Source organism: Streptococcus sp. HMSC10E12 (assembly GCF_001807855.1).
Classification (GTDB): domain Bacteria; phylum Bacillota; class Bacilli; order Lactobacillales; family Streptococcaceae; genus Streptococcus; species Streptococcus salivarius.
On record NZ_KV791104.1, the window covers coordinates 280,232 to 304,832 of the forward strand.

A 24,601-nucleotide genomic window follows, 5' to 3' on the forward strand; every position below is an offset into this window, starting at 1 on the left:
TAGAATTTCTGCGAAAGAATGCTTAGGTAGTGGACTGATAGAAACCTATTAAAATAGAATGAGAAAGGGGTTACAATAAAAGCTGTAGCCTCTTTTTATTTCCGGTTCAATTGTGTGCAGTCTGAAAAATTAAATGATAGAATGGCGGTAGATAGGAGGATACAGAAATGTTAAACTATGATTTGATTGTTATCGGTTTCGGTAAAGCCGGTAAAACTCTGGCTGCTAAGATGAATGCAGCTGGTAAGAAAGTTGCTGTCATCGAGCGCAGTAAAGCGATGTATGGTGGTACTTGCATTAATATTGCTTGTATCCCAACTAAGACTATGATTGTTGCGGCTGAGAAGGGCTGGTCATTTGACGATACCATGAAGGAACGTGGTGCAGTGACTGGTCGTCTTAATGCTAAGAATTATAAAATGTTGGCAGACAATGGCGTTGATGTCATTGATGCAGAGGCACATTTTGTGTCAAATAAGGTTATTGAAGTAGTGGCTGGTGATGATCGCCAAGAGCTAACAGCTGAGACTATTGTCATCAACACAGGTGCCGTGTCTAATGTCTTGCCTATTCCTGGCTTGACAACAACTAAGCATGTCTACGATTCAACTGGTATTCAAACCCTTGAATCCTTGCCAAAACGTTTGGGTGTCTTAGGTGGTGGTAATATCGGCCTTGAATTTGCTGGCCTTTATAACCGTTTGGGAAGCCAAGTGACTGTCTTGGATGCAGCGACTAGCTTCTTGCCACGTGTGGAGCCATCTATTGCTAAGTTGGCCAAGGAATACATGGAAGAGGACGGCATTGTCTTTGAGCAAGGTGTTAAAACTTCCGAAGTGAAAAATGACGGTGATGAAGTTGTCGTTGTTACTGACAAAGGCGAGTTCCGTTTTGATGCCCTCCTCTATGCAACAGGACGCAAGCCTAATATCGAACCTCTTCACTTGGAAAATACTGATATTGCCTTGACTGAACGTGGTGGTATCCAGGTCAATAAACATTTGGAAACAAGTGTTCCTGGTGTCTTTGCAGTGGGTGATGTTAATGGTGGTCTTCAATTTACCTATATCTCACTAGACGATTTCCGTATTGTCTTTAATTACCTAACTGGTGATGGTAGCTATAACCTTGAAACACGTGGAGCTGTTCCAACTGCTATGTTCCTCAACCCACCTTTGGCTCAAGTTGGTCTTACTGAAGACCAAGCCAGAGCAGCAGGTGGACCGGTTGCTGTCAAGGAACTTCCAGTTGCTGGTATGCCTCGTGGTCATGTTAACGGTGATTTGCGTGGTGCCTTCAAAGCTGTGGTAAATCCTGAAACTAAGGAAATTTTGGGAGTGACCCTCTTTGGTCAAGAATCTCATGAAATTATCAATTTAATTACCCTAGCGATGAATCATCACATTTCATATACAGATTTGGCTAAACAAATCTTTACTCACCCAACTATGGCTGAGAACCTAAATGATTTGTTTGCGATTTAACATGAAAAGAGCCGAGAGGCTCTTTTTTGTGAGTATATCATCCATACAAAGCGACACTCTAGGTTAGATGTCGCTTTTTTTGCGCTTTGATGATAAGATAGAAGTGCTATAAGAAAATTCTTTAGATTGGTGCTCTTTGTCTCCTTTGAATGCTTGATTGACCTTGAGTCACCACTAGAATCTGTATGAACAACATAGAAAGATACTCGTATGCCAACTGGTCTGTGAGTGTGTGTAATTTATGACTAAGAAAGTAGGAGTGGGCAAGGCTCACAGTAAGATTATTTTGATGGGGGAGCATTCGGTCGTTTATGGTCATCCTGCCCTTGCCCTCCCTCTTAAGGATATTGAGGTTGTTTGTCAGATTCAGGCGGCTGAGACTCCTTTGACGCTCAGGGCTCAGGATCCCTTGACGACAGCCATATTTTCAGCCCTTAACTATCTAAAAATCAAGAATCAACCTATCAGCTATGCTATTAAGTCTAGTGTCCCTGAAAAGCGTGGCATGGGGTCGTCTGCGGCTGTAGCCATTGCGGCAATTCGAGCGGTCTTTGATTATTTTGATCAGGAGCTTAGCCAGGAGACCTTGGAAATGCTAGTTCATCAGGCAGAGACCATTGCCCATAGTAAACCTAGTGGTTTAGATGCCAAGACCTGCTTGAGTGACCAAGCCATTAGCTTTACGCGTAATATCGGTTTCAAGGAAATCGAGGTCAATTTAGGTGCCTATCTGGTCATTGCTGATACGGGTATCCATGGAAATACCCGTGAGGCTGTGGAAAAGGTTGAGGCCATTGGTTTAGATGCCTTGTCAGATCTCAACCAACTGGGCGAATTAAGTCAGAAGGCAGAACGCGCCCTCAAAGCCAAGGATCAAAAGCTTCTTGGTCAGCTCATGTCTCAAGCACATAATCACCTTAAATCTTTAGGGGTGTCTTGTGATTTGTCGGATCTTCTAGTAGCAACTGCTCTGGAGCAAGGTGCACTGGGAGCCAAGATGTCAGGTGGAGGATTGGGTGGTTGCATTATTGCCCTAACAAGTACTAAAGACCAAGCCCGAACGATTGCTAAAAAACTTCAAGAAAAAGGAGCCGTAAACACGTGGATAGAAAGCCTGTAAGCGTCAAATCGTACGCAAATATTGCTATTGTCAAATACTGGGGTAAGGCGGATGCGGAGCGTATGATTCCTTCAACCAGTAGTATCTCACTGACTTTGGAAAATATGTATACGGAAACCAAGTTATCTTTTCTGCCTGAGGATGCGACTGGTGATGTCATGTATATCGATGATGAGCTCCAAGGGGAAAAAGAAACAATCAAGGCCAGTAAGGTTTTAGATCTCTTCCGTACTAATCCAAACCAACATGTCAAGATTGAAACTTGGAACAACATGCCAACAGCAGCGGGTCTATCCTCAAGTTCCTCAGGACTTTCTGCCCTAGTTAAAGCAGCTAACGAGCTCTTCCAAGTCGGAAAAACGCAGTCTGAATTAGCTCAAATTGCCAAGTTTGCTTCAGGTTCGTCATCACGGTCCTTCTTTGGACCATTGGCAGCCTGGGACAAGGATAGTGGTGAGGTTTACCCGGTTGAAACAGACCTTAAATTGGCCATGGTTATGCTGGTTTTGACAGATCAAAAGAAACCCGTATCAAGCCGAGACGGTATGAAATTGTGCACCGAAACATCGACCTCTTTCCCAGAGTGGATTAAACAGTCTGAGCAGGATTACAAGGATATGTTAGACTACCTCAAGGCTAATGATTTCCAAGCGGTGGGTGAGCTCACTGAAGCCAATGCCCTTCGTATGCACCAAACCACAAGCACGGCTAACCCACCATTTTCATATCTAACGGAAGCCTCATATCAGGCTATGGACAAGGTTAAGGCCCTCCGTGCCTCTGGTGAGCAGTGTTACTTTACTATGGATGCAGGACCAAATGTTAAGGTGCTCTGTCTGGAAGAAGACCTAGACCGCCTAGCAGACCACTTCCGTAAGGACTATCAGGTCATCGTTTCACGCACTAAGGAGTTGCCAGATGCCTAAGCAGTCGGTCAGTCAGGTCACAGTAAAAACAGGTGGGAAACTCTACATTGCTGGAGAATACTCAGTCTTAACACCTGGGCAGACAGCCCTAATCCAATTTATTCCCATTTTCATGTCAGCAGAGGTCAAGGAAGCACAAACTACCCAGTTGTCCTCAGACATGTTTGACTATAGTGTTGGTCGTGAGCCAGACGCAAATTACGCCCTCATTCAAGAGGCCTTGAATACTTTTGAGGCCTTTTGTGGTGAGAAGTTGCCCGCTCTGGATCTTTCCATCACTGGAAAGTTGGAACGAGATGGGGTTAAATTTGGCATCGGTTCTTCGGGTTCTGTTGTGGTATTGACCCTCAAGGCCTTGGCAGCAGCCCTTCAGAAAGACTTATCTAAAGACATTCTCTTTAAGCTAGCTAGCTACACTCTCCTCAAGCAAGGAGATAATGGTTCTATGGGAGATTTAGCTTGTATCGTATACGAGGGCCTGATTTCCTATCGTTCCTTTGACCGTGCAAAAATAGCAGAGCTTATAGATCAAATAACTCTAACAGAGCTTTTGGAAAAAGATTGGGGCTATCGTATCAGTCCTATAGTGCCAGTTCTCCAAGCTCACTTTTTGGTGGGGTGGACCAAGCAAGCTGCTATCTCAAAAGACATGGTTAAAATGGCCAAATCTCGCATATCAAGCAAGTATTTAAGTGAAACAGAAGTTGCCGTCCAAGATGCCATCAAGGCACTGGAAACAGGAAATAAGAATTTACTTAAGAGCAGCCTTCAAACTGTCAGTGACCAGTTGGAATCACTTAGTCCAGATATTTATGTGGCCAAGCTGAAAAAACTCAAAGAAGCAGAGCAAGGACTCGATGCCATTGCTAAGTCCTCTGGAGCTGGGGGTGGCGACTGTGGTATCGCCTTTGCCTTTGACCAAGCTAGCCGAGATGCTCTAGTTGAGCGTTGGCAACAGGTAGGAATAGAGCTCTTGTATGAGGTTTAAAGGTCAGCCTAGTAGATAATAATCACGCAAGAAAGTAAAGAAATAACCTATGACAAATCGTAAAGACGATCACATCCGTTATGCCCTTAAGTACCAGTCGCCCTACAATAGTTTTGACGATATGGAACTTATCCACAAGTCTCTACCAACTTATGATTTAGATCAGATTGACTTGTCCACACATTTTGCAGGACGAGATTGGAACTTTCCCTTTTATATCAATGCCATGACAGGTGGTTCGGCCAAAGGTGGTGCAGTTAATCGTAAATTGGCTGAGGTGGCCAGTCGAACAGGTATTCTCATGGTGACGGGTTCCTACAGTGCTGCTCTAAAAGGAGAAGCACCAGAATCCTTTGACTATCGTCAAGAGTTTCCAGACTTAGACCTAGCGACTAATATCGGTGTGGATAAGTCTGTGGACTTGGGGACTAAGACGGTGGAAGCCATGAATCCAGTCTTTTTACAGCTCCATGTTAACCTTATGCAGGAGCTTCTCATGCCTGAGGGAGAGCGTATTTTCCACACTTGGAAGGAAAATGTGGCGGCTTATGCACAGAACATAGAGGTTCCACTTGTGCTTAAGGAGGTCGGCTTTGGTATGGATGTGGAAACCATTCGTTATGCCATGTCTCAAGGAATCAAGACTGTGGATATCTCAGGTCGTGGTGGGACTAGCTTCGCCTATATTGAAAATAGTCGAGGTGGCAACCGTGATTACCTCAATGACTGGGGACAAAGCACCGTTCAGACCCTCTTGCAAGCCCAAGACCTTCGTGATAATGTGGAAATCCTAGCCTCTGGTGGCGTGCGAAACCCACTCGATATGGTCAAATGTCTGGTCCTAGGAGCAAAAGGCGTTGGCCTCTCACGAACTGTCCTTGAATTGGTGGAACGTTACCCTGTGGATAAGGTTGTGGCTATTGTCAATGGCTGGAAGGACGACCTTCGTCTCATCATGTGTGCCCTCGATTGTCGGACTATTGATGAGCTCAAATCTGTGGATTACATCTTACATGGTAAGCTACAAGGGACTTATATCAAGCAAGGAAAGTAGGAAAGAGCCAAGTGCTCTTTTTTTCTTTTTCTTATTATGTTAAAATATTGTAATGTAACTCATTGTATTTTTCAGTCAATGCATGCTTACTTTCAGAAAAATGCATGGAATGATAGGTGTTAGGTTAAAGAAATATTAAAGGAGTAACTATGTCTCAGCAGGTTATTAAAGCGGACAATTTAGGCAAAAGCTTTGGGTCTTTTAAGGCCATAAGTTCCCTCACTTTCGAGGTCAACAAGGGAGAAATTTTAGGTTTTCTTGGGCCGTCTGGATCTGGTAAAACGACCACAATCAATATTCTCACAGGTCAATTGACACCAGACCAAGGGCAATCATCAATTTTAGGTAAGTCTTCTACCAATTTGAACGAGGAAGACCTTGCTAATATTGGTCTAATTACGGAAAATAGTGGCTATTATGAAAAGTTGAGCCTTTATGACAATCTCCTCTTTTTTGCAAAGCTCTATGATGTTCCACAAGGGGACCTTGATGATTTGATGAAGCGTGTAGGTCTCTATGACAGACGTAAGACCCTGGCTGAAAAGTTATCAACAGGGATGAAGCAACGTATGTTACTCGTCCGTGCCATTATTAACAAACCTCAAGTTCTCTTTTTGGATGAACCGACTTCAGGCTTAGATCCGTCAACTTCCCAGTCTATTCATGAACTTATTAAGGAGTTGCAAGCAGAAGGGACGACCATTTTCCTAACGACCCATGACATGCACGAGGCGACTATCCTCTGTGACAAGATTGTCCTTCTTAATAAGGGACAAATTGTGGAAGCGGGGACTCCAAGTGATCTGATTCAAAAGTACAATACAGCTAGACGTGTCAAAATTACCTATCAATCTGGTGAGGAGAACTACCTATCGTTTTCAGAGTTGGGACAGATCAGCCAGACTGATGATATTCTAACCATCCATTCTTGTGAACCAACCTTGGAAGATGTCTTTATCCAACTAACAGGAGGTAAGCTCAATGCGTAAGCAGTTAAAATCACTTATGTGGCTCAGACGCCGAATTATCTTATCAAATAAAAGTCTTTTGCTTCAAGTCTTGCTACCATTTGGCTTTCCCTATCTATACAAAAAGCTCTATGAGGTACAAGGAACATTAAATACAGAGACAAAGTTCAATCTTCTAGCGACTTGTTTGTCTATGGCTCTTTCCCTTGGTGTAGGAAATATAATTAGTACCATTGTGTCTGAGGAAAAAGAGAAAAAGACCCTCCGAACTCTCCTTCTGAGTGGTGTTAAGACGGAAAATTACATAATCTCTACCCTTGTTTTCCCATTTGCCATTAGTCTTGCTTCAGCACTTTTCATTCCTAACATTCTAGAGATTGATTTGGGTAAACAGTCAGATGCTTATTATCTCATTGTTTTATTAACTGCGGTAGCAATCATGCTTATCTATCTATTAATTGGTATGGTGTGTAAGACTCAAGTTTCTTCACAAATTGTTAGCTTACCAGTAATGATGATTAGCCTTTTCATTCCAACATTTTCAGGTATGAGTGACACTTTTGATACCGTTATAAAATATAGTCACATGGGACTTTTCACAAATGCGCTCAGTGATTTTGACCACTTTAAGTGGCAGGACCAAAAAGCTAGTTTAATAGCTCTAATCATCTGGATTCTTGTCTTTGCATTGCTTGTCTTCGTGCAGGCTAAGAAAATACGAAAGATCTCTTAATTTTTCTATTGGAGAGATAAGTTCCTATTTTGACTATGACGTCTGCCCTCACTTAAGGAAAGTCTCAAAAGAAGATTTTATCTAAGTATAAAAAGAGCGGAAGCTCTTTTTTATTATCCAATCAAGCAAAAAGTAACTTTTCCCCTTGACAAGTCACTGCCTTAGGAGTAATATTTTCAGTGAAATACGGTAGGTGAGGCTACCACAAGGATACGGATGACTACCGCAAAGCAGTGGAGACACTACTCGTTGGTCAACAGTCCTGATCGCCAAGGTCAAGACTAAGCTCATTTCATTGCCTTGCGGAGCTAAAGCTTGAACGGTCCATTTTTTGACAGAATCTATTAAAAAATCCACCTCGAGTTTATAGAGTCTTACCTGTATATGGGTAGGACTCTTTTCTTTTGTCCGAGGTCCGCCCACCATTAATAAATTGAAAGGAGAAAACTATGAGACTAATCGACGATCACCCCGAACCGCACCTAACCAGTCAATCGCTGATTAGTGTCTTAGGGACTCCGTAAGTGATTGGCTCCTGATTAAAAAAGGAGATTCCAATGTCAACAAATAAAGAAAGACTTATTGCTGCTCTTCAAGAGCCACTTGAAACAACCCTTACTCGCTACAAGACTCATTTGGATGGCTTGAAGGAAGACCAAGTAGAAGAAAACCGTAACCTTTATGGGGAAAATGTCATTACCAAAGGACAAGAGGATTCTATCATCAAAAAGATTTATGAATCTATCATCAATCCCTTTACTGTTATTCTCCTAGTCATCGCTCTGGTTTCCTTTATCACCAATGTCTGGCTTGCTAAACCAGGTGAAGAAGACCCAACGACTTCTATCATCATTGTCACTCTAGTTTTGATATCTGGTGGTATCCGTTTCATTCAAGAACTTCGTAGCGACAAGGCTGCTAGCAATTTGTCTCGCATGATTGTCAATACTGCAACAGTGCTTCGAGATGGCAGTGAGCAAGAAATCCCAATCGATGAAATTGTGGTTGGAGATGTGGTCAAACTGAGTGCGGGAGATATGATTCCTGCGGATGTGGTTTTGCTAGACTCTCGTGATTTCTTTGTTCAACAGTCTGGCTTGACAGGTGAAAGCGATGCTGTGGAAAAGGCTTGTCTGTCTAAGGCGGATGGTCAAAATCTAGAGAGTTTGCTTGAAAGTGAGAGCCTTGCTTTCATGGGAACTAATGTTATCTCTGGTCGTGCAATAGCCTTGGTTTTAGTTGTTGGTGATGACACCATGATGGGAGCTATCGAGCAGACCATCAATACTTATGACGAACCAACTTCATTTGAACGTGAGATGAACTCCATTTCTTGGCTCTTGATTCGACTCATGTTGGTCATGGTTCCTGTTGTTTTTGTGATTAACGGTTTAACAGATGGGGACTGGCTTGAAGCCGGCGTCTTTGCCCTTAGTGTGGGAGTCGGTTTGACCCCAGAAATGTTGCCGATGATTATCACAGCCAGTCTTGCCAAGGGTTCTATCATTATGGCCAAGGAAAAGGTGGTCATCAAAAAACTTAATGCTATTCAAGACCTAGGGGCTATCGACATCCTTTGTACGGATAAGACAGGAACCCTGACTCAGGATGAAATCGTTCTTGAGTACCCTCTTGATATCCATGGTGACCTTGACCTATCAGTACTTCGGAGAGCCTATCTTAATTCTTATTTCCAAACTGGCTTAAAAAATCTTATGGACCGTGCCATTATTAGCCGAACTGAAAGAGAAGCTAAGAAACATGACATCGTTCGTGACCTTGACCAGACCTTCCACAAGATTGATGAGCTACCTTTTGATTTTGAACGTCGTCGCATGAGTGTCATTGTTCAAGACACTGATGGATTTGTTAGCATGGTGACAAAAGGTGCCCTTGAAGAAATGCTCTCTGTTTCTAACTATGTGGAATACAAGGGAGACATTATCCCATTGACTGACGATGTTCGTGAGGAAGTCCTTGCGGAAGTTTCACAGTTGAATGAACAAGGTTTGCGTGTTCTCGGTGTTAGCTACAAATCACAGCTTAATGAAAATGATGTCTTTAGTGTCGAAGATGAAAGTGATATGATTTTGACGGGATATCTTGCCTTCCTTGACCCACCAAAACCATCAGCAGCACCTGCTATCAAGGCTTTGGCGGAATATGGTGTGACCACAAAAATTTTGACTGGAGACAATGATAAGGTGACACAGGCTGTCTGTGAAAAAGTTGGTCTAGATGTGACGCACATTCTACTTGGAAGTGATCTTGATACCATGTCAGATCAAGATTTGGCTAAGGCTGTGGAAACGACAACAGTCTTTGCTAAGTTATCCCCAGACCAAAAGGCACGAATTATCCTAAGCCTTAAGGAAAATGGGCATAAGGTAGGCTATATGGGTGATGGTATCAACGATGCCCCATCCATGAAGGTGTCAGATGTGGGGATTTCTGTGGATACAGCTGTTGATATCGCCAAAGAAACTGCAGATGTTATCTTGCTTGATAAGGATTTAATGGTCTTGGAAAAAGGTTTGGTTGAAGGACGGAAGGTCTATGCTAATATGACCAAATATATCAAGATGACCGTTTCTTCAAATTTCGGGAATATCTTTTCTCTCCTCTTTGCCAGCATTTTCTTACCATTCCTACCAATGGCACCTGTGCATTTGATTGTCCTAAATCTTGTCTATGATATCTCTTGTATCGCCCTTCCATTTGACAATGTGGATAAGGAATTTCTTAAAGAGCCACATATCTGGGAAGCCAAATCAATCATGCGTTTCATGGCTTGGATAGGACCTATTTCGTCCGTATTTGATATTTTGACATATATCTTGCTCTATTTCATCATTGTGCCAATGATTTTGGGGCATGGCTATGTTCATGGTTCACCAGAAGCAGCAGCCTTTATCATTATTTTCCAAACAGGTTGGTTTATCGAATCTATGTGGTCTCAAACCATGGTTATCCACATGTTACGTTCACCAAAACTACCATTTATTCAAAGTCACCCAGCACTATCAGTTGTTGTGACAACCTTATTTGCTGCTTTCTTTGTGACTTCTCTTCCATACAGTCCATTGGCTAGTCTCTTAAAACTCAGCCATCTAAACGGTCTCTATTTCATTCTCTTGTTTGTTATTATCGTTTTGTATATGCTTAGTGTTACCTTTGTGAAGCATATCTATATTAAGAAATATAAAGAATGGTTATAGGACAACTATCCTTAGAAAAAAGAGCGTTAGCTCTTTTTTCATTACCTTTCATTCTGCCAAAACCTTTTCATTTATGGTATAATAGGGCGATTATAGATAATCAGAGGCCCTAAAAAACGTCAGTTATGAGGACATATTTTCTAAGAAATGAGAGACTATGTTTTCAAGGCCCCTTTCTTTCGTAGGCTATCCCAGTGGGAGGTGGAGGCTCTGAGATTTGGGGCTCAAGGCTAAGACCGCCACGAAGGAAACCATCAAAAAAATATTAAGAAGGAAAAAGAAAATGACTAATTACGCTATTATCCTTGCTGCGGGTAAAGGAACTCGCATGAAATCAGATCTTCCAAAAGTATTGCACAAGGTTTCAGGCATCACTATGCTTGAGCATGTCTTCCGTGCAGTTTCAGCCATTGATCCAGCTAAAAACGTTACTGTTATTGGTCACAAGGCTGAACTTGTTCGTGAGGTTTTGGATGGTCAATCTGCCTTCACTATGCAAACTGAGCAGTTGGGGACTGGTCACGCAGTAATGATGGCTGAAGATGAGTTGGCTGGACTTGAAGGTCAAACGCTTGTTATTGCTGGTGACACGCCTTTGATTACTGGTGAAAGCCTTAAAAACCTTATTGATTTCCACGTTAATCATAAAAATGTTGCCACTATCTTGACTGCAACTGCGGACAATCCATTTGGTTATGGTCGTATCATCCGTAACGAAAATGGCGAAGTGACTAAGATTGTTGAGCAAAAAGATGCCAACGAATTCGAACAACAGGTTAAAGAAATCAATACAGGGACTTACGTTTTTGATAATAAACGCCTCTTCGAAGCGCTTAAAAATATTAACACCAATAATGCTCAAGGGGAATACTATTTGACTGATGTTATTTCTATTTTCCGTGAGAATGGTGAAAAAGTAGGTGCCTTCACCCTTCGTGATTTCGAAGAAAGTCTTGGGGTTAATGACCGTGTTGCCCTAGCTACAGCAGAAGATGTTATGCGTCGTCGTATCAACAAAGCTCACATGGTCAACGGTGTTACTTTCCAAAATCCAAACGCTACTTATATCGACGTGGATGTGGAAATTGAGCCAGATGTTGTCATTGAAGCTAATGTGACACTTAAAGGACAAACTAAGATTGGTGCAGAGTCAGTGCTTACTAATGGTACTTATATTGTTGATTCAACTATCGGTGCCAAAACGGTTATCACTAACTCTATGATTGAGCACTCAGTGGTTGAAGAGGGCGTTACCGTTGGTCCATTTGCCCATGTTCGTCCAGATTCAACCCTCAAAAAAGATGTTCATATCGGTAACTTTGTTGAGGTTAAGGGTTCTACTATCGGTGAAAATACCAAGGCTGGTCATTTGACCTATATTGGTAATGCGGAAGTTGGTTCTGACGTTAACTTTGGTGCTGGAACCATTACCGTTAACTATGATGGCCAACACAAGTTCAAGACACAAATTGCCAATAACGTCTTTATCGGAAGCAATTCAACCTTGATTGCACCGCTTGAAATTGGGGCTAACGCTCTCACAGCGGCTGGCTCAACCATCACAGATGATGTGCCAGCTGACAGTGTAGCCATTGGACGTGGCCGCCAGGTCAATAAAGAAGGCTATGCCATTAAGAAACCTCACCACCCAAGTCAACAAAAGTAGGCTTAAGGCTATCTGAGTTTGGTTGTTTATAAAAACAGCTTAGAATGAGGTCAGAAGTAAAAGGAGTCAATTCATGGATTTTGAAGAAAAAACACTCAAACGTGAGTCAAAATTTAAGGGACATATTTTTGAAGTCGCAGTAGACGAGGTCCTCTTGCCAGACGGTAAGACAGCTGGTCGTGAACTCATCTTCCACAAGGGTGCAGTAGCTGTTTTAGCAGTTACCCCAGAAGGAAAAATCATTATCGTCAAACAATACCGTAAGGCTATTGAGGCGGTTTCTTACGAGATTCCTGCGGGTAAGCTGGAAGTCGGTGAAGCTGGCGATGAGATGGCTGCAGCGGCGCGTGAACTTGAAGAGGAGACTCAATACAAGGGTGATCTGGAATTGATTTATGAATTTTACACAGCCATTGGCTTTTGTAATGAGAGAATCAAGCTCTATGTAGCGACTAACCTTAAACCTGTGGAAAATCCACGTCCACTTGATGATGATGAGTTCCTTGAACTCTATGAATTGACCTATGAAGAGTGTATGGAACTTGTAGCGTCAGGGGCTATCCAGGATGCCAAAACTATCATCGCCCTCCAATACTATGCACTTCATTTCGGAGGAAAATAAGCTATGGGAAAACCACTTTTGACCGACGATATCATTGAGCAGGCCAAGCGTGGGGAAATCGATTTAGAGGAATATCCTTATTATGAGGACTATGAGCAAGAGTTCTACGATGAGGATTATGAGGCTGATTACCAGCCTTCTGCCTACAAGAGCCGTCGAATTGAGAATGCTAAACGCAATCAATTTCAACACAAGCTTAATCGCATCCTCTTTTGGGTTGTGGTCCTCTTGATTCTTCTCTTCATTGCTGTCTTTTATTTCTAAAAAGTCTATGAGTCAGATAGCCCTAGCTACTGATTCAGGAAAGATTACAAGCTGAAAAGGAACTATATGAAAATCGGAATTATCGCTGCCATGGAGCAGGAGTTAGTGCTTCTAGTGGAGCAATTGGAAAATAAGGTTGAAGAAACTGTTCTTGGCAATACCTACTACACAGGACGTTTGGGAAAACACGACGTCGTTTTGGTACAATCAGGTGTTGGTAAGGTTATGTCAGCCATGTCTGTGGCTGTCTTGGCAGACCATTTTGGCGTTGATGCCCTCATTAACACTGGTTCTGCTGGAGCAGTAGCACCTGGACTTAAAATTGGAGATGTGGTTGTGGCGTCAAAATTAGCCTATCACGATGTTGATTTGACAGCCTTTGGCTATGATTATGGGCAAATGTCTATGCAGCCACTCTACTTTGAAAGTGACTCTACCTTCGTAGAGACTTTCGAAAAGGTCTTAGCTCAGGCTTCCATTGATTCTAAGATTGGGCTTATCGCTACGGGTGATAGCTTCATTGCGGGTCAAGACAAGATTGATGCTATTAAGGATCATTTCCCAGAAGTCTTGGCTGTAGAGATGGAGGGAGCAGCTATTGCTCAAGCCGCACACAGTGTCAAAAAGCCTTTCATCGTTGTACGTGCCATGAGTGATACAGCTGCTCATGATGCTAACATTACCTTTGATGAATTCATTATTCAGGCGGGGAAACAATCAGCTGCTATCTTGGTTGAGTTTCTCAAAGAACTTGCTTAAAATACATTAAATGAGTGCTTATGCTCATTTTCTTAATTAATTTAAAGACGACTGCTATTCATTTAAGAATGGCAGTTTTTTTCTGCTTTTAGATAAGATAAGCTTCTCATTTTTTAAAGAAAAAATCTGAATTTTAGCATTTTTCAGACGGAAATTGAATTAAAATTATGGCAATAAAATGAGAAAGAAAAACAATATTAAAAGAGGGACTCCGAAAGAAAGCTTATAATATAAGGGTTTGAAAATTTCACTATCTATTGATATCTTAGAAAGCTTTACAAAACCTCCAAAGGGGTAAATAATTATCTTGCAAAGTTCTGAAAATAGTGTATAATTCAGAATGAAAAGGGTTACAAAAATGTTAAGATTTGTAAAAATGGGAGGATAGAATCATGAATAACCGATTCGGTGATTCGAGGCAGCGTTTCTCCATACGTAAGTTTACGGTGGGCGTTGCTTCGGTCTTACTTTCGTCTGCAGTTTTTGGTGTAAGTACCGCCAAAGCAGATCAAGCTGAAGAGCCTAAAGGCCAACCAGCGACGAGTGTACTTGAGGAAGCCAGTGAGTCTGATGGTGGGGGCCAAAGGACAAGCACTAGTGCCTCAAGTCAAGAAGTGACAGCTGAACCTACCGTTCAAGCAGAAAGTACTAGTGCTATCTCAGTAACTGCTGTTTCTAGTGAAGTTGCGCTTCAAGAGCAAACGGTTGCAAGCTCTGAGCAAACAAGTTCATCACAAGATAAGACTAGTGAGGGGCTCAGTGAGAAACCTGTTACAGTCAATGAAACACGAGAAGCTAGCGCTAGCGACCTCGCTGCAGCAAACAATACGAGTTCCGCTTCGTCTGATAATTTCGGACTTAAGGTTACCAACCTAAGTCGCCCGATTCCATCGGATGTCAAGGTGACAAAGACAGGAACTGAAATCACTGTTCAAAATCCTGATGTGGAAATGGAATTTCCGAACGGAAATAGTAAGTACGCTACTAGCAAGGTTGTCTACCACAATATTCCTTTCCCTGATGATATGACCATCAATGAAGGGGATCAGGTCATTTTTAATTTGCCTGAGCAGTTGCGATTCCGTACTAGCTACGATATCAATGTCTATAATCCAGACAATCAAATTGTAGGTCTGGCTCAAATTGATCCTGAGAAGAATCGTGTCACTACGACCTTTAATAACTATTTCCAAACACATCCTAACAATAAGCTCATGAGTTTGGAGTTGGATACCCTTTATTCTGAAGAAGTAGATGAAGGGGAACATCTTACTCTTGATTTTGAGGGACGTATCATTCATGTTTCAGTGGGTAAAGTGCAGTCACCTCCTCCAGGTCAAGAGGTTATTTCTAAGTGGGGTAGTCAAGACAAGCATGATCCAACTATCCTAAATTGGCAGATGCGTCTTAATTACTCACGACGTCTCCTTAACAACTTGAAACTGGTTGATACTTGGTCTGACAATCAAAGATTTGTGGACGGTTCTTTGCAACTTCGCTACATTGATTCGGCAGATCCTTGGATTGACAAGGGTTCAGCTATGGATTTGATTAAGAGTTTCTCTTATGATGATAGCCATTTTGAGCTTAAACTCAATCAGTTGGACCGCATGGTTTATGTTTGGTATCAAACCCGTTTGACAAAACCTGTTGAAGAATCAACCAACCCTGTCAACCGTATTAAACTCCATGCGGATGTTGTTTCTGATTCTTACAAGTCAACCATTCGCTTAGTTGGAGGTCGTGGAGATGCCATCGGGGATAATCTCGCTCATTTCAATCTTGAACTTGAGAAGGACTTGGCAGGCAGAGACCTCAAGGACAAAGAATTTACCTTCAAACTGGTTGATGTGACGGATAGTGCCAATCCTGTTGACTTAGGGGAAACCACTAATGATGCCAAGGGTAAAATTGTCTTTTCAAATCTCTCACTCAGTAAGCCAGGCGTCTATCATTATCGTGTGACTGAAGTTCCAGGTAATGACGAAGATGTGGTCTATGACAAACTAGAAGCCAATATCACCATTCAGGTTGTTCGTGAAACTGTGGACAATCAAGTCAAATTGGTTGCCAAGGTTGCCTATCCAGAAGACATTATCTTTAACAATAAATTGGTAACACCAGCCAAGGCCAAAATTGCATTTGGTAAGGAATTGACCAAGGCAGGCGTTAAACAAGATCTAAAAGCAGATCAATTCCAATTTGTTCTTAAAGACCGTTTTGGAAAAGTCCTTGAAACTGTTGGTAATACAGCTGATGGTCAGGTTGCTTTTAGTGAGTTAACCTTTAACAAGGTAGGTACTTACAACTACACTGTTGAAGAGCTTACAGGTAAGGATGACTCAATTGTTTATGACAGCATGAAAGCTGCTGTTTCTATCACGGTAACACGTGATGGCGACGCCCTTGTTTCAACCGTGGTTAATCCTAAAGACACTATCTTTAACAACAAGTTTGTGACTCCAGCTAAGGCCGCTATTCAGTTCAGTAAGGAATTGACTAAGGCAGGTGTCAACCAAACTTTGACTGCTAATGAGTTCCAATTTGTTCTCAAAGATAGTGCCGGTCATATTGTCGAAACAGTTGGTAATACAGCTGATGGTCGTGTTGCCTTTAGTGAACTTCACTTTGATAAGGCAGGAACTTACACTTATACTGTTGAAGAAGTTAAGGGAACTAACGAAGATATCATCTATGATGGTATGAAAGCAACTGTCTGGATTACAGTGACACGAGATGGTGATGCTTTGGTATCAACAGTTGCTAATCCAAAAGATACTGTTTTCAATAACTATGTGAAAGACGTGCAACCAGCTAAGGCCAAATTCGAATTGACCAAGGTTCTTACAGGTCGTAACCTCAAAGATGGTGAGTTTAGTTTCGTTCTCAAGGACGACAAGGGTAATGTTATCCAAACAGTGACCAATAATGCACAAGGAAACATTAGTTTTGAAAATATTGTCTACGACAAACCAGGTGTTTACTACTACACTGTTGAAGAAGTCAAGGGCAATGAAGCTGACGTGGTTTATGATAACATGGTGGCTAAATTCCAGGTGACCGTTACTAAGACTGTAGGTGAAAAGGAAAATCTGCTCGTAGCAGCCGTTCTCCTTCCTTTGGATACAGAATTTAACAATAGTTACATTCCTCCAAAACCTCCTACACCGCCAACACCACCGACACCACCAAGTGTCCCACCTAAACCACCAGTGGTTCCGCCAACACCACCAACTCCGCCTACTCCACCGGTGACTCCAAAACCAGCTAAGCCAGTTCAATCCTCTGAGAAATCAGGACCTCAACTTCCAGAGACTGGTCAAGCTAATGATACTGCTTTGCTTGCCCTTGGTGTGGCAGCAGAAGTGGCAGCAGTCATGGGTGTAGCATATAGCCATCGTCGCCGTAAAGACGTTTAAGATGATGACCTAAAAGATCGAGTATTCTCGATCTTTTTTAGTATTTGGCCGCCTATCTCATTAAATGAGAAATCAAGATAAAGCCAACTGCAAGATGAAATTTCTACTAAATTAAGCTATAATGAAGAGTATGAAAGTTCTACTTTATCTTGAAGGAAAATCGGTTCTTGAAAAATCAGGAATCGGACGGGCTCTCCACCATCAGATGCATGCCTTGGACTTGGCGGGGATTCCCTATACAACGGACATCTTGGGTGATTACGATGTCGTTCATATTAATACTTATGGGCCACGCAGCTTGATGTTATTGCATGCTGCAAAACGCCGTGGCAAGAAGGTCATCATGCATGGTCATTCGACACGTGAAGACTTTGAGAATTCATTCATCGGTTCTAACCTTTTGGCTCCACTTTTTGGGAAATACTTGGCCCACATGTATCAAAAGGCCGATTACGTGATTACGCCATCTGAGTATTCCAAAAAATTGATTCAGTCTTACGGAGTTACCACACCAATCATTGCTGTTTCAAATGGGATTGATTTGAAAAAATACGGTAAGGATCCACGTAAGGAAGAAGTTTTCCGAGACTACTTTGGTATCAAGGAAGGACAGCCAGTGGTGATTTGTGCGGGTCTTTATTTCCAACGCAAGGGAATTGAAGATTTCGTCAAGGTTGCCGAAAAGATGCCTCATGTTCGTTTCATTTGGTTAGGTAGTATCAGCAAATGGTTGATTCCTAAGAAGATTCGAGACATTGTCAATGGTAAGCATCCTGATAATGTCAGCTTCCCAGGTTATTTCAAGGGAGCCGTCTTCCAGGGAGCTATGAGTGGTGCTAATGCTTTCTTTTTCCCATCTTACGAGGAAACAGAAGGGATTGTGGTGCTAGAAGCCTTTGCCAGTCACCAGCATGTGGTTTTGCGTGATATTCCTGTTTATGAAGGCTGGGTTAATGACAAGTCGGCTTCATTCGGGCACAACGTGGACGAATTTGTAGTAGCCTTGCAAGATCTTATCGATGGTAAAGTGGACAAACGTGAAGAAGGCTATAAGGTTGCAGAAAGTCGCTCGATTGATGATGTCGCCCAAAAGCTTGTTGAAGCCTACAAAGAAGTATTGGAGATTTAAATGCGTATCGGATTGTTTACAGATACCTATTTTCCGCAGGTATCAGGTGTTGCGACCAGTATTCGCACGCTGAAGACGCAGTTGGAAAAAATGGGACATACAGTCTTTATCTTTACCACCACTGATAGAGATGTTGACCGCTATGAAGACTGGCAGATTGTCCGTATTCCGAGTGTGCCTTTCTTTGCTTTTAAGGATCGCCGTGTAGCTTATCGTGGCTTTTCCAAGGCACTAGAGATTGCTAAACAATATAAGCTTGATATTATTCATACGCAGACAGAGTTTTCATTAGGTCTGCTAGGGATTGCCATTGCACGCGAACTTAGGATTCCTGTTGTGCATACCTACCATACTCAGTATGAAGACTATGTCCGCTATATTGCCAAAGGTATGGTTATCCGTCCAAGTATGGTTAAGTACATTGTTCGTGGCTTTATGAGCGATTTGGATGGAGTCATCTGTCCGAGTGAGATTGTTTATGACCTTTTGCTCAAGTACAAGGTTGCAGCTGAAAAACGTGTCATTCCAACTGGAATTGAACTTGAAAAATTCCAACGTCCAGAGATTACTGAAGATGATGTGGCAGACTTGAGATCCAAGCTTGGTATCGCCTCTGATGAGACCATGTTGTTGAGCCTCTCTCGTGTGTCCTATGAGAAAAACATCCAGGCTGTGCTGGCTGCTCTCCCTTCTGTTTTGGAGGAAGACGACAAGGTGCGTTTGGTTGTGGCTGGTGACGGTCCTTACCTACCAGATCTTAAGTCTCAAGCCAAAAAACTTGGTATTCAGGACAAGGTGGTTTTCACTGGTATGATTGCGCCTAGTGAGACAGCACTTTATTATAAGTCTGCTGATTTCTTCATTTCGGCATCAACCAGTGAGACTCAGGGCTTGACCTATCTGGAAGCCTTGGCTAGCGGTACCCCTATCATTGCCCACGGAAATCCTTATTTGGATAATGTGATTACAGACCAGATGTTTGGAACGCTTTATTATCATGATAATGATTTAGCCGGGGCCATTTTGGAAGCTGCCATTGCAACACCAGAAAAAGACGAAACTAAGTGGGCTGACAAGCTTTATGAAATTTCTGCGGAAAACTTTGGAAAACGTGTCTATGAGTATTACTTGGACCTTACGATTTCTAAGGATTTCCACAACGATTTGAATGGTGAAGACAGTACCATGAAACGCTTGACGCGTATGGTAACTTATTTGCCGACTAAGGCTATTACCTTGCCTGTTAACGGCTCTGTTCGTATCCTCAAAGGATCAGCCAAACAGGTCAAGAAAATCAGAAATATCACGAAACTTTTGGATTAGGAAAGCTACCAGATTTTCCTAGTCAGATAAAATCTTAGAATTGATTAATAAAAGAGATAATTAGCTTGAAAAATTACAGTTTCATGCTATAATAACGCATAGAGACATATCAGTCATGGGAAATCTTTCAGAGAGCGTGTGGTGCTGGAAATCACGCAGAGGACATGATTGGGACTACTCGATTAACTTTTTATGCAAACATAAAACGGTGGCCACGTTAGAGCCAATCAGAGGTGTAGGACAGACTCATTTTTTGTCGTACACGAACTAAGGTGGAACCACGTTGCGACGTCCTTTTTAGGATGTCGCTTTTTGTATTGTTTGGTATGCTTTACAATTTTTAGAATGTCTAGTTTAGATAGAAAAGCTTTACTTTGTGACTAAATATTTTCTCTTTGATTACTAAAAGGATTGTTTAGAACGAGGTGACACTATCTTTTTAGTTGAGGGAGAATTTTATGGGGTTCAAATATGAAGCTATCAAGGCCTACTTGATTGACCACGGTGTGGATGCTAGTCTTGCTGAGACTATGCACGCTATCTATGCTACTCAAAGACTTGGTGGAACAGCCAATGCCTATTTTCTTATTGTTTTTACAGAAAAAGAGGTTTTCATTATCTCGATTACTCCTTTAGGAAAATTAGGGGAGATTATTGCTACACTTCCTGAAGAGATGATTAAGTCCTATCAGTTTAAGAAACGTTTGTTTATTGGTTACAAACTTCGTTTCTTTCTAACTGATGGCAGGGATCTAGACTTTAATGTCAACAAGATGATGATTGGTGCTGGTTGGCATAAGAAGGAATTGCAAAGCATCCTAGAAACAAACTATTACAACAAAAAGATTAAATAGAAAGGAAGAAGGGGCTCATCCTTTAGGGCTCTGACATCTTAATTATGATTAACATTACTTTCCCAGATGGCGCTGTTCGTGAATTTGAATCTGGCGTTACAACTTTTGAAATTGCACAATCTATCAGCAACTCTTTGGCTAAAAAGGCACTTGCTGGTAAATTTAACGGTAAATTGATTGACACAACTCGTGCGATCACTGAAGATGGAAGCATCGAAATCGTGACACCTGATCACGAAGACGCTCTTCCAATCTTGCGTCACTCAGCGGCTCACTTGTTTGCCCAAGCAGCTCGTCGCCTTTTCCCAGATATTCATTTGGGTGTTGGTCCAGCCATCGAAGATGGTTTCTACTACGATACTGACAATGAAGCTGGTCAAATTTCTAACGAAGACCTTCCTCGTATTGAAGAAGAAATGAAGAAAATCGTTAAAGAAAACTTCCCATCAATCCGTGAAGAAGTGACTAAAGACGAAGCGCGTGAAATCTTCAAAAATGACCCATATAAATTGGAATTGATTGAAGAGCACTCAGAAGACGAAGGTGGTTTGACTATCTACCGTCAAGGTGAGTACGTTGACCTTTGCCGTGGCCCACACGTACCATCAACTGGTCGTATCCAAGTCTTCCATCTTTTGAATGTTGCAGGTGCTTACTGGCGTGGAAATAGCGATAATGCTATGATGCAACGTATCTACGGTACAGCTTGGTTCGATAAAAAAGATCTCAAGGCTTACCTTAAACGTCTTGAAGAAGCTAAAGAACGTGACCACCGTAAACTTGGTAAAGAACTTGATTTGTTCATGATTTCTCAAGAAGTTGGTCAAGGTCTTCCATTCTGGTTGCCAAACGGTGCGACAATCCGTCGTGTCTTGGAACGCTACATCGTGGACAAGGAAGTAGCAGCAGGCTACCAACACGTCTACACTCCACCAATTGCCTCAGTTGAGCTATACAAAACTTCAGGTCACTGGGATCACTACCGTGAAGATATGTTCCCAACAATGGATATGGGAGATGGTGAAGCCTTTGTCCTTCGTCCAATGAACTGTCCTCACCACATCGAAGTTTACAAACACCATGTGCACTCTTACCGCGAATTGCCTATCCGTATCGCTGAAATTGGTATGATGCACCGTTATGAAAAATCTGGTGCCCTTACAGGACTTCAACGTGTGCGTGAAATGTCACTTAATGACGGTCATACTTTCGTAACACCAGAACAAATCAAAGATGAGTTCCAACGTACGCTTCAATTGATTATCGACGTTTACGAAGATTTCAACTTGACTGACTATCGTTTCCGTTTGTCATACCGCGACCCTAAAGATACTCACAAATACTTTGACAATGACGAAATGTGGGAAAATGCTCAAAGCATGTTGAAATCAGCCATGGATGACATGGAACTCGACTACTTTGAAGCAGAAGGTGAAGCTGCCTTCTACGGTCCAAAACTTGATATCCAAGTGAAGACTGCCCTTGGTAATGAAGAAACACTTTCTACTATCCAATTGGACTTCTTGCTTCCAGAACGTTTTGACCTTAAATATATCGGAGCTGATGGAGAAGAACACCGTCCAGTTATGATTCACCGTGGGGTTATTTCAACAATGGAACGCTTTACAGCTATCCTTATTGAAAACTATAAAGGAGCCTTCCCAACTTGGTTGGCACCTCAACAAGTAACTGTTATCCCAGTTTCAAATGAAGCCCACACAGATTACGCTTGGGAAGTTGCTAAACAACTTCGTGACCGTGGTATCCGTGTTGAAGTGGATGAACGTAACGAGAAAATGCAATACAAGATTCGTGCGTCTCAAACACAAAAAATCCCTTACCAATTGATTGTTGGTGACAAGGAAATGGAAGACGGAACTGTTAACGTTCGTCGCTATGGACAAAAACAAACACACACTGAAACTGTATCAGAATTTGTAGAAAATATCCTTGCTGATATCGCCCGCAAATCACGCTCAGATGCCGAATAAATCAGAAAGTCGGTTAGCTAAGCTAGCTGACTTTTTAGTAGGATAAACCATGCACGTTTTTATGAAAAGACTCTTATTCCTGGTGGGAGCAGTTCTGGTTTTGTTACTGGCGAGTTTTACTTATCATAGATTGGCCTTGCAAAGGGAAAAGGCTTCTCTTAAACCTATGGGACAAATGGTGTCTGTTAATGGCCATGAAATGAGCGTCTTTGTAAAGGGGGAGGGGTCACAAACTCTAGTTTTTCTATCTGGTGCTGGAACGGCCTCTCCCATTCTAGATTTTAAAGACTTGTATGATGGGCTTTCGAAGCAATACAGGATAGTCGTTGTAGAGAGGGCTGGTTATGGTTACAGTGAGGACACTTCAGAGTCCAGAGATGTTTCTGAGGTTCTGTCAGAAACACGTCAAGCCCTAGCCAAGGCTCATGTCTCAGGTCCTTATATAATCCTTTCTCATTCGATGTCCTCCTTAGAGACACTTCTGTGGCAGGAAAAATACCCTAGTGAAGTGAAAGCTATCATTGGTTTAGATTGGGCCCTACCAGAAAGTTATGCACATTTAACAATACATCCCCAGATTTTACGTATGGCTCGTTGGGGAAGTCAATTAGGCTTATTAAGGTATTTACCGGGTCGCTTATATGTGCCTAATGCCAATCTCAGTAGTAGTGACCACCGCCTCTATCAACGGATAGCCTATCGTCAAATTTTGTCAAAGGCTATGTTAAATGAGAGCCTGTCTGTTAAGGAAAATGCGAAAAAGGTTACTTCTAGCATTGATTCACAAATTCCAACCTTACTGATGGTCTCGAATGGTGGGGGTACTGGTTTTAGCCAGAAGGACTGGCGGCATTATGCGACTAGCTTTGCAAAGGACCAGAAAAATATCGAAGTGACTTTTTATGATGCTCCGCATTATCTTTATCACTATCAGACCAAAGAGGTGGCCGAGAAGATAGAGGAGTTCATCAAAGAGACGACTGAATGAATTTACATATATTATCGAGGAGGGATGTGATGCTCATTGGTTCAAAAGCCTTTCGACACTTATGGGAGGACTGGCGAAGGGACTACCAGCCATTGCAAGTACTAAAGCTATTGTTAGCTTATATAGGGATGCCAGAGGATTTATCGGGAGAGCTTGAAGAAACCCAACACCTTTTATCTTATTTTGATCCTGACTTGGCACCGCATGATTCCTTCTGGAAGGATGTCGTTAAATTGGTAGACCTGGCTTTTCCTGGTGATAGTTTGTCTAAGAATGCCTCTATTGAGAGACAAATCCATCAGCTACGTTACCTGATTTCTAGTCAACAGGCTCAGTATGTGCGGACGCATTATAAAAAGCCAGGGATGACAGATAAAGAAGCTTTGGCTGTCTATCTGAGATGGAAGCCTTTCACCATGTTTGATCAGGGACGTTTGCACCAGAAGGTTTCTATCTGTGATGGCAAGGCGGTTTATCCTGATGGGATTCCAAGTGTTAATCTAAAAATTCTTCTCTATAATCGGATTGAGTTTATTCTGGATAGTCAGGGAAACTTTCTCAATGAGGTCGATGCGGAGCAGGTGACCGAGAGTGGGGTGGTTAATGGTGCCAGTTTTAACTATGGTAATTTCAAGCGCCACTGGCAATTGGATGTGGAGCCGGTCCAACCACATGACCCTGATTTTCGTAATCGAATGACTAGGGGCTTTCGTTCACCCAACAAATTGAAAAAACGTTGGGGACAGCAAGCGCCTGAACAGTTTGATAAATCTTTCTACAATCCAAAAGGCATCTATGCTCAGTCTCATAGGTCTTTGGCAAATGATGTCAAACGCCAAGCCAGACTTTTTCTCGCTCTGGTTTATGGCTTTAAACCGGATCAGACCAAGCAATCAAAGGAGGTTCATATGTCTAAACAACCACAAAACAATAAGGGAACAGCAGTTCTAGGCTCACTAGTCTTTATGGCCTTATACGCCCTAGGTATTTGGCACAATGCTGTCCGAGGAAATATTCCCTTTCTCATTCTTTGGAGTGTTTTACTCCTTGTTAATGTCAGCTATTTTATTTTCCGCTTGAGAAAATAAAAAAGAA

The 24,601-nt window shown here is 42.2% G+C and carries 19 protein-coding genes and 1 riboswitch; all 19 genes read left to right on the forward strand.

The features are described from left to right. Nucleotides 1–167: 167 nt before the first annotated feature. The 19 genes from HMPREF3112_RS08025 (at nt 168) to HMPREF3112_RS08115 (ending at nt 24,594) form a co-directional block, all read left to right on the forward strand. Nucleotides 168–1,484, forward strand: a complete 1,317-nt coding sequence (locus HMPREF3112_RS08025; protein ID WP_070439161.1) for an FAD-containing oxidoreductase — start codon at nt 168–170, stop codon at nt 1,482–1,484. Between the two features lie 241 nt (nt 1,485–1,725). Then, a complete protein-coding gene (mvk, locus tag HMPREF3112_RS08030) occupies nt 1,726–2,604 on the forward strand; it encodes a mevalonate kinase (RefSeq protein ID WP_070439164.1) in 879 nt (292 codons plus the stop codon). Further along, nucleotides 2,586–3,530 carry a diphosphomevalonate decarboxylase gene (mvaD, locus tag HMPREF3112_RS08035; protein WP_070439167.1) on the forward strand — a complete coding sequence of 315 codons (945 nt, stop codon included), beginning with the start codon at nt 2,586–2,588 and terminating at the stop codon, nt 3,528–3,530. Before mvk ends, mvaD begins: the two co-directional genes overlap by 19 nt. Continuing rightward, nucleotides 3,523–4,518, forward strand: a complete 996-nt coding sequence (locus tag HMPREF3112_RS08040) for a phosphomevalonate kinase (RefSeq protein ID WP_070439170.1) — start codon at nt 3,523–3,525, stop codon at nt 4,516–4,518. The genes mvaD and HMPREF3112_RS08040 overlap by 8 nt, the downstream gene beginning before the upstream one ends. Before the next feature lie 49 nt (nt 4,519–4,567). Next, complete coding sequence (gene fni, locus HMPREF3112_RS08045) at nt 4,568–5,572, forward strand: type 2 isopentenyl-diphosphate Delta-isomerase (RefSeq protein ID WP_070439173.1); 1,005 nt, start codon at nt 4,568–4,570, stop codon at nt 5,570–5,572. Between the two features lie 149 nt (nt 5,573–5,721). Beyond that, nucleotides 5,722–6,561 carry an ABC transporter ATP-binding protein gene (locus HMPREF3112_RS08050; RefSeq protein ID WP_070439176.1) on the forward strand — a complete coding sequence of 280 codons (840 nt, stop codon included), beginning with the start codon at nt 5,722–5,724 and terminating at the stop codon, nt 6,559–6,561. Beyond that, on the forward strand, nt 6,554–7,273 hold the full coding sequence (locus tag HMPREF3112_RS08055) for an ABC transporter permease (protein WP_070439179.1): 720 nt from the start codon (nt 6,554–6,556) through the stop codon (nt 7,271–7,273). The genes HMPREF3112_RS08050 and HMPREF3112_RS08055 overlap by 8 nt, the downstream gene beginning before the upstream one ends. Before the next feature lie 178 nt (nt 7,274–7,451). Next, nucleotides 7,452–7,607, forward strand: a riboswitch (M-box (ykoK) riboswitch). Between the two features lie 223 nt (nt 7,608–7,830). Beyond that, on the forward strand, nt 7,831–10,491 hold the full coding sequence (gene mgtA / locus HMPREF3112_RS08060; RefSeq protein WP_070439182.1) for a magnesium-translocating P-type ATPase: 2,661 nt from the start codon (nt 7,831–7,833) through the stop codon (nt 10,489–10,491). 283 nt (nt 10,492–10,774) lie between these two features. Then, nucleotides 10,775–12,157 carry a bifunctional UDP-N-acetylglucosamine diphosphorylase/glucosamine-1-phosphate N-acetyltransferase GlmU gene (gene glmU / locus HMPREF3112_RS08065; protein ID WP_070439186.1) on the forward strand — a complete coding sequence of 461 codons (1,383 nt, stop codon included), beginning with the start codon at nt 10,775–10,777 and terminating at the stop codon, nt 12,155–12,157. Between the two features lie 73 nt (nt 12,158–12,230). Next, the gene (locus HMPREF3112_RS08070; protein ID WP_002886219.1) at nt 12,231–12,779 is read left to right on the forward strand and encodes an NUDIX domain-containing protein; all 549 of its coding nucleotides are present in this window, start codon (nt 12,231–12,233) and stop codon (nt 12,777–12,779) included. Between the two features lie 3 nt (nt 12,780–12,782). Continuing rightward, nucleotides 12,783–13,043, forward strand: a complete 261-nt coding sequence (macP, locus tag HMPREF3112_RS08075; protein ID WP_048676060.1) for a cell wall synthase accessory phosphoprotein MacP — start codon at nt 12,783–12,785, stop codon at nt 13,041–13,043. 66 nt (nt 13,044–13,109) lie between these two features. Next, nucleotides 13,110–13,802: a 5'-methylthioadenosine/adenosylhomocysteine nucleosidase gene (locus HMPREF3112_RS08080; protein ID WP_048676057.1), complete on the forward strand. Its 693-nt coding sequence runs from the start codon at nt 13,110–13,112 to the stop codon at nt 13,800–13,802. 392 nt (nt 13,803–14,194) lie between these two features. Next, a complete protein-coding gene (locus HMPREF3112_RS08085; RefSeq protein WP_048676054.1) occupies nt 14,195–17,221 on the forward strand; it encodes a Spy0128 family protein in 3,027 nt (1,008 codons plus the stop codon). A 130-nt stretch (nt 17,222–17,351) separates the two neighbouring features. Then, on the forward strand, nt 17,352–18,350 hold the full coding sequence (locus HMPREF3112_RS08090; RefSeq protein ID WP_048676051.1) for an LTA glycolipid anchor biosynthesis glycosyltransferase, IagA/BgsA family: 999 nt from the start codon (nt 17,352–17,354) through the stop codon (nt 18,348–18,350). Then, entirely contained in the window at nt 18,351–19,673 is a 1,323-nt protein-coding gene (locus HMPREF3112_RS08095) for a glycosyltransferase family 4 protein (protein ID WP_037610833.1), read from the forward strand. Between the two features lie 458 nt (nt 19,674–20,131). After that, nucleotides 20,132–20,527: a hypothetical protein gene (locus tag HMPREF3112_RS08100; protein WP_048676048.1), complete on the forward strand. Its 396-nt coding sequence runs from the start codon at nt 20,132–20,134 to the stop codon at nt 20,525–20,527. Between the two features lie 44 nt (nt 20,528–20,571). Continuing rightward, complete coding sequence (thrS, locus tag HMPREF3112_RS08105) at nt 20,572–22,518, forward strand: threonine--tRNA ligase (protein ID WP_048676045.1); 1,947 nt, start codon at nt 20,572–20,574, stop codon at nt 22,516–22,518. Between the two features lie 49 nt (nt 22,519–22,567). Then, nucleotides 22,568–23,506 carry an alpha/beta fold hydrolase gene (locus HMPREF3112_RS08110; protein ID WP_048676042.1) on the forward strand — a complete coding sequence of 313 codons (939 nt, stop codon included), beginning with the start codon at nt 22,568–22,570 and terminating at the stop codon, nt 23,504–23,506. 29 nt (nt 23,507–23,535) lie between these two features. Then, a complete protein-coding gene (locus HMPREF3112_RS08115; protein ID WP_022495921.1) occupies nt 23,536–24,594 on the forward strand; it encodes a DUF3114 domain-containing protein in 1,059 nt (352 codons plus the stop codon). Nucleotides 24,595–24,601: the final 7 nt, after the last annotated feature.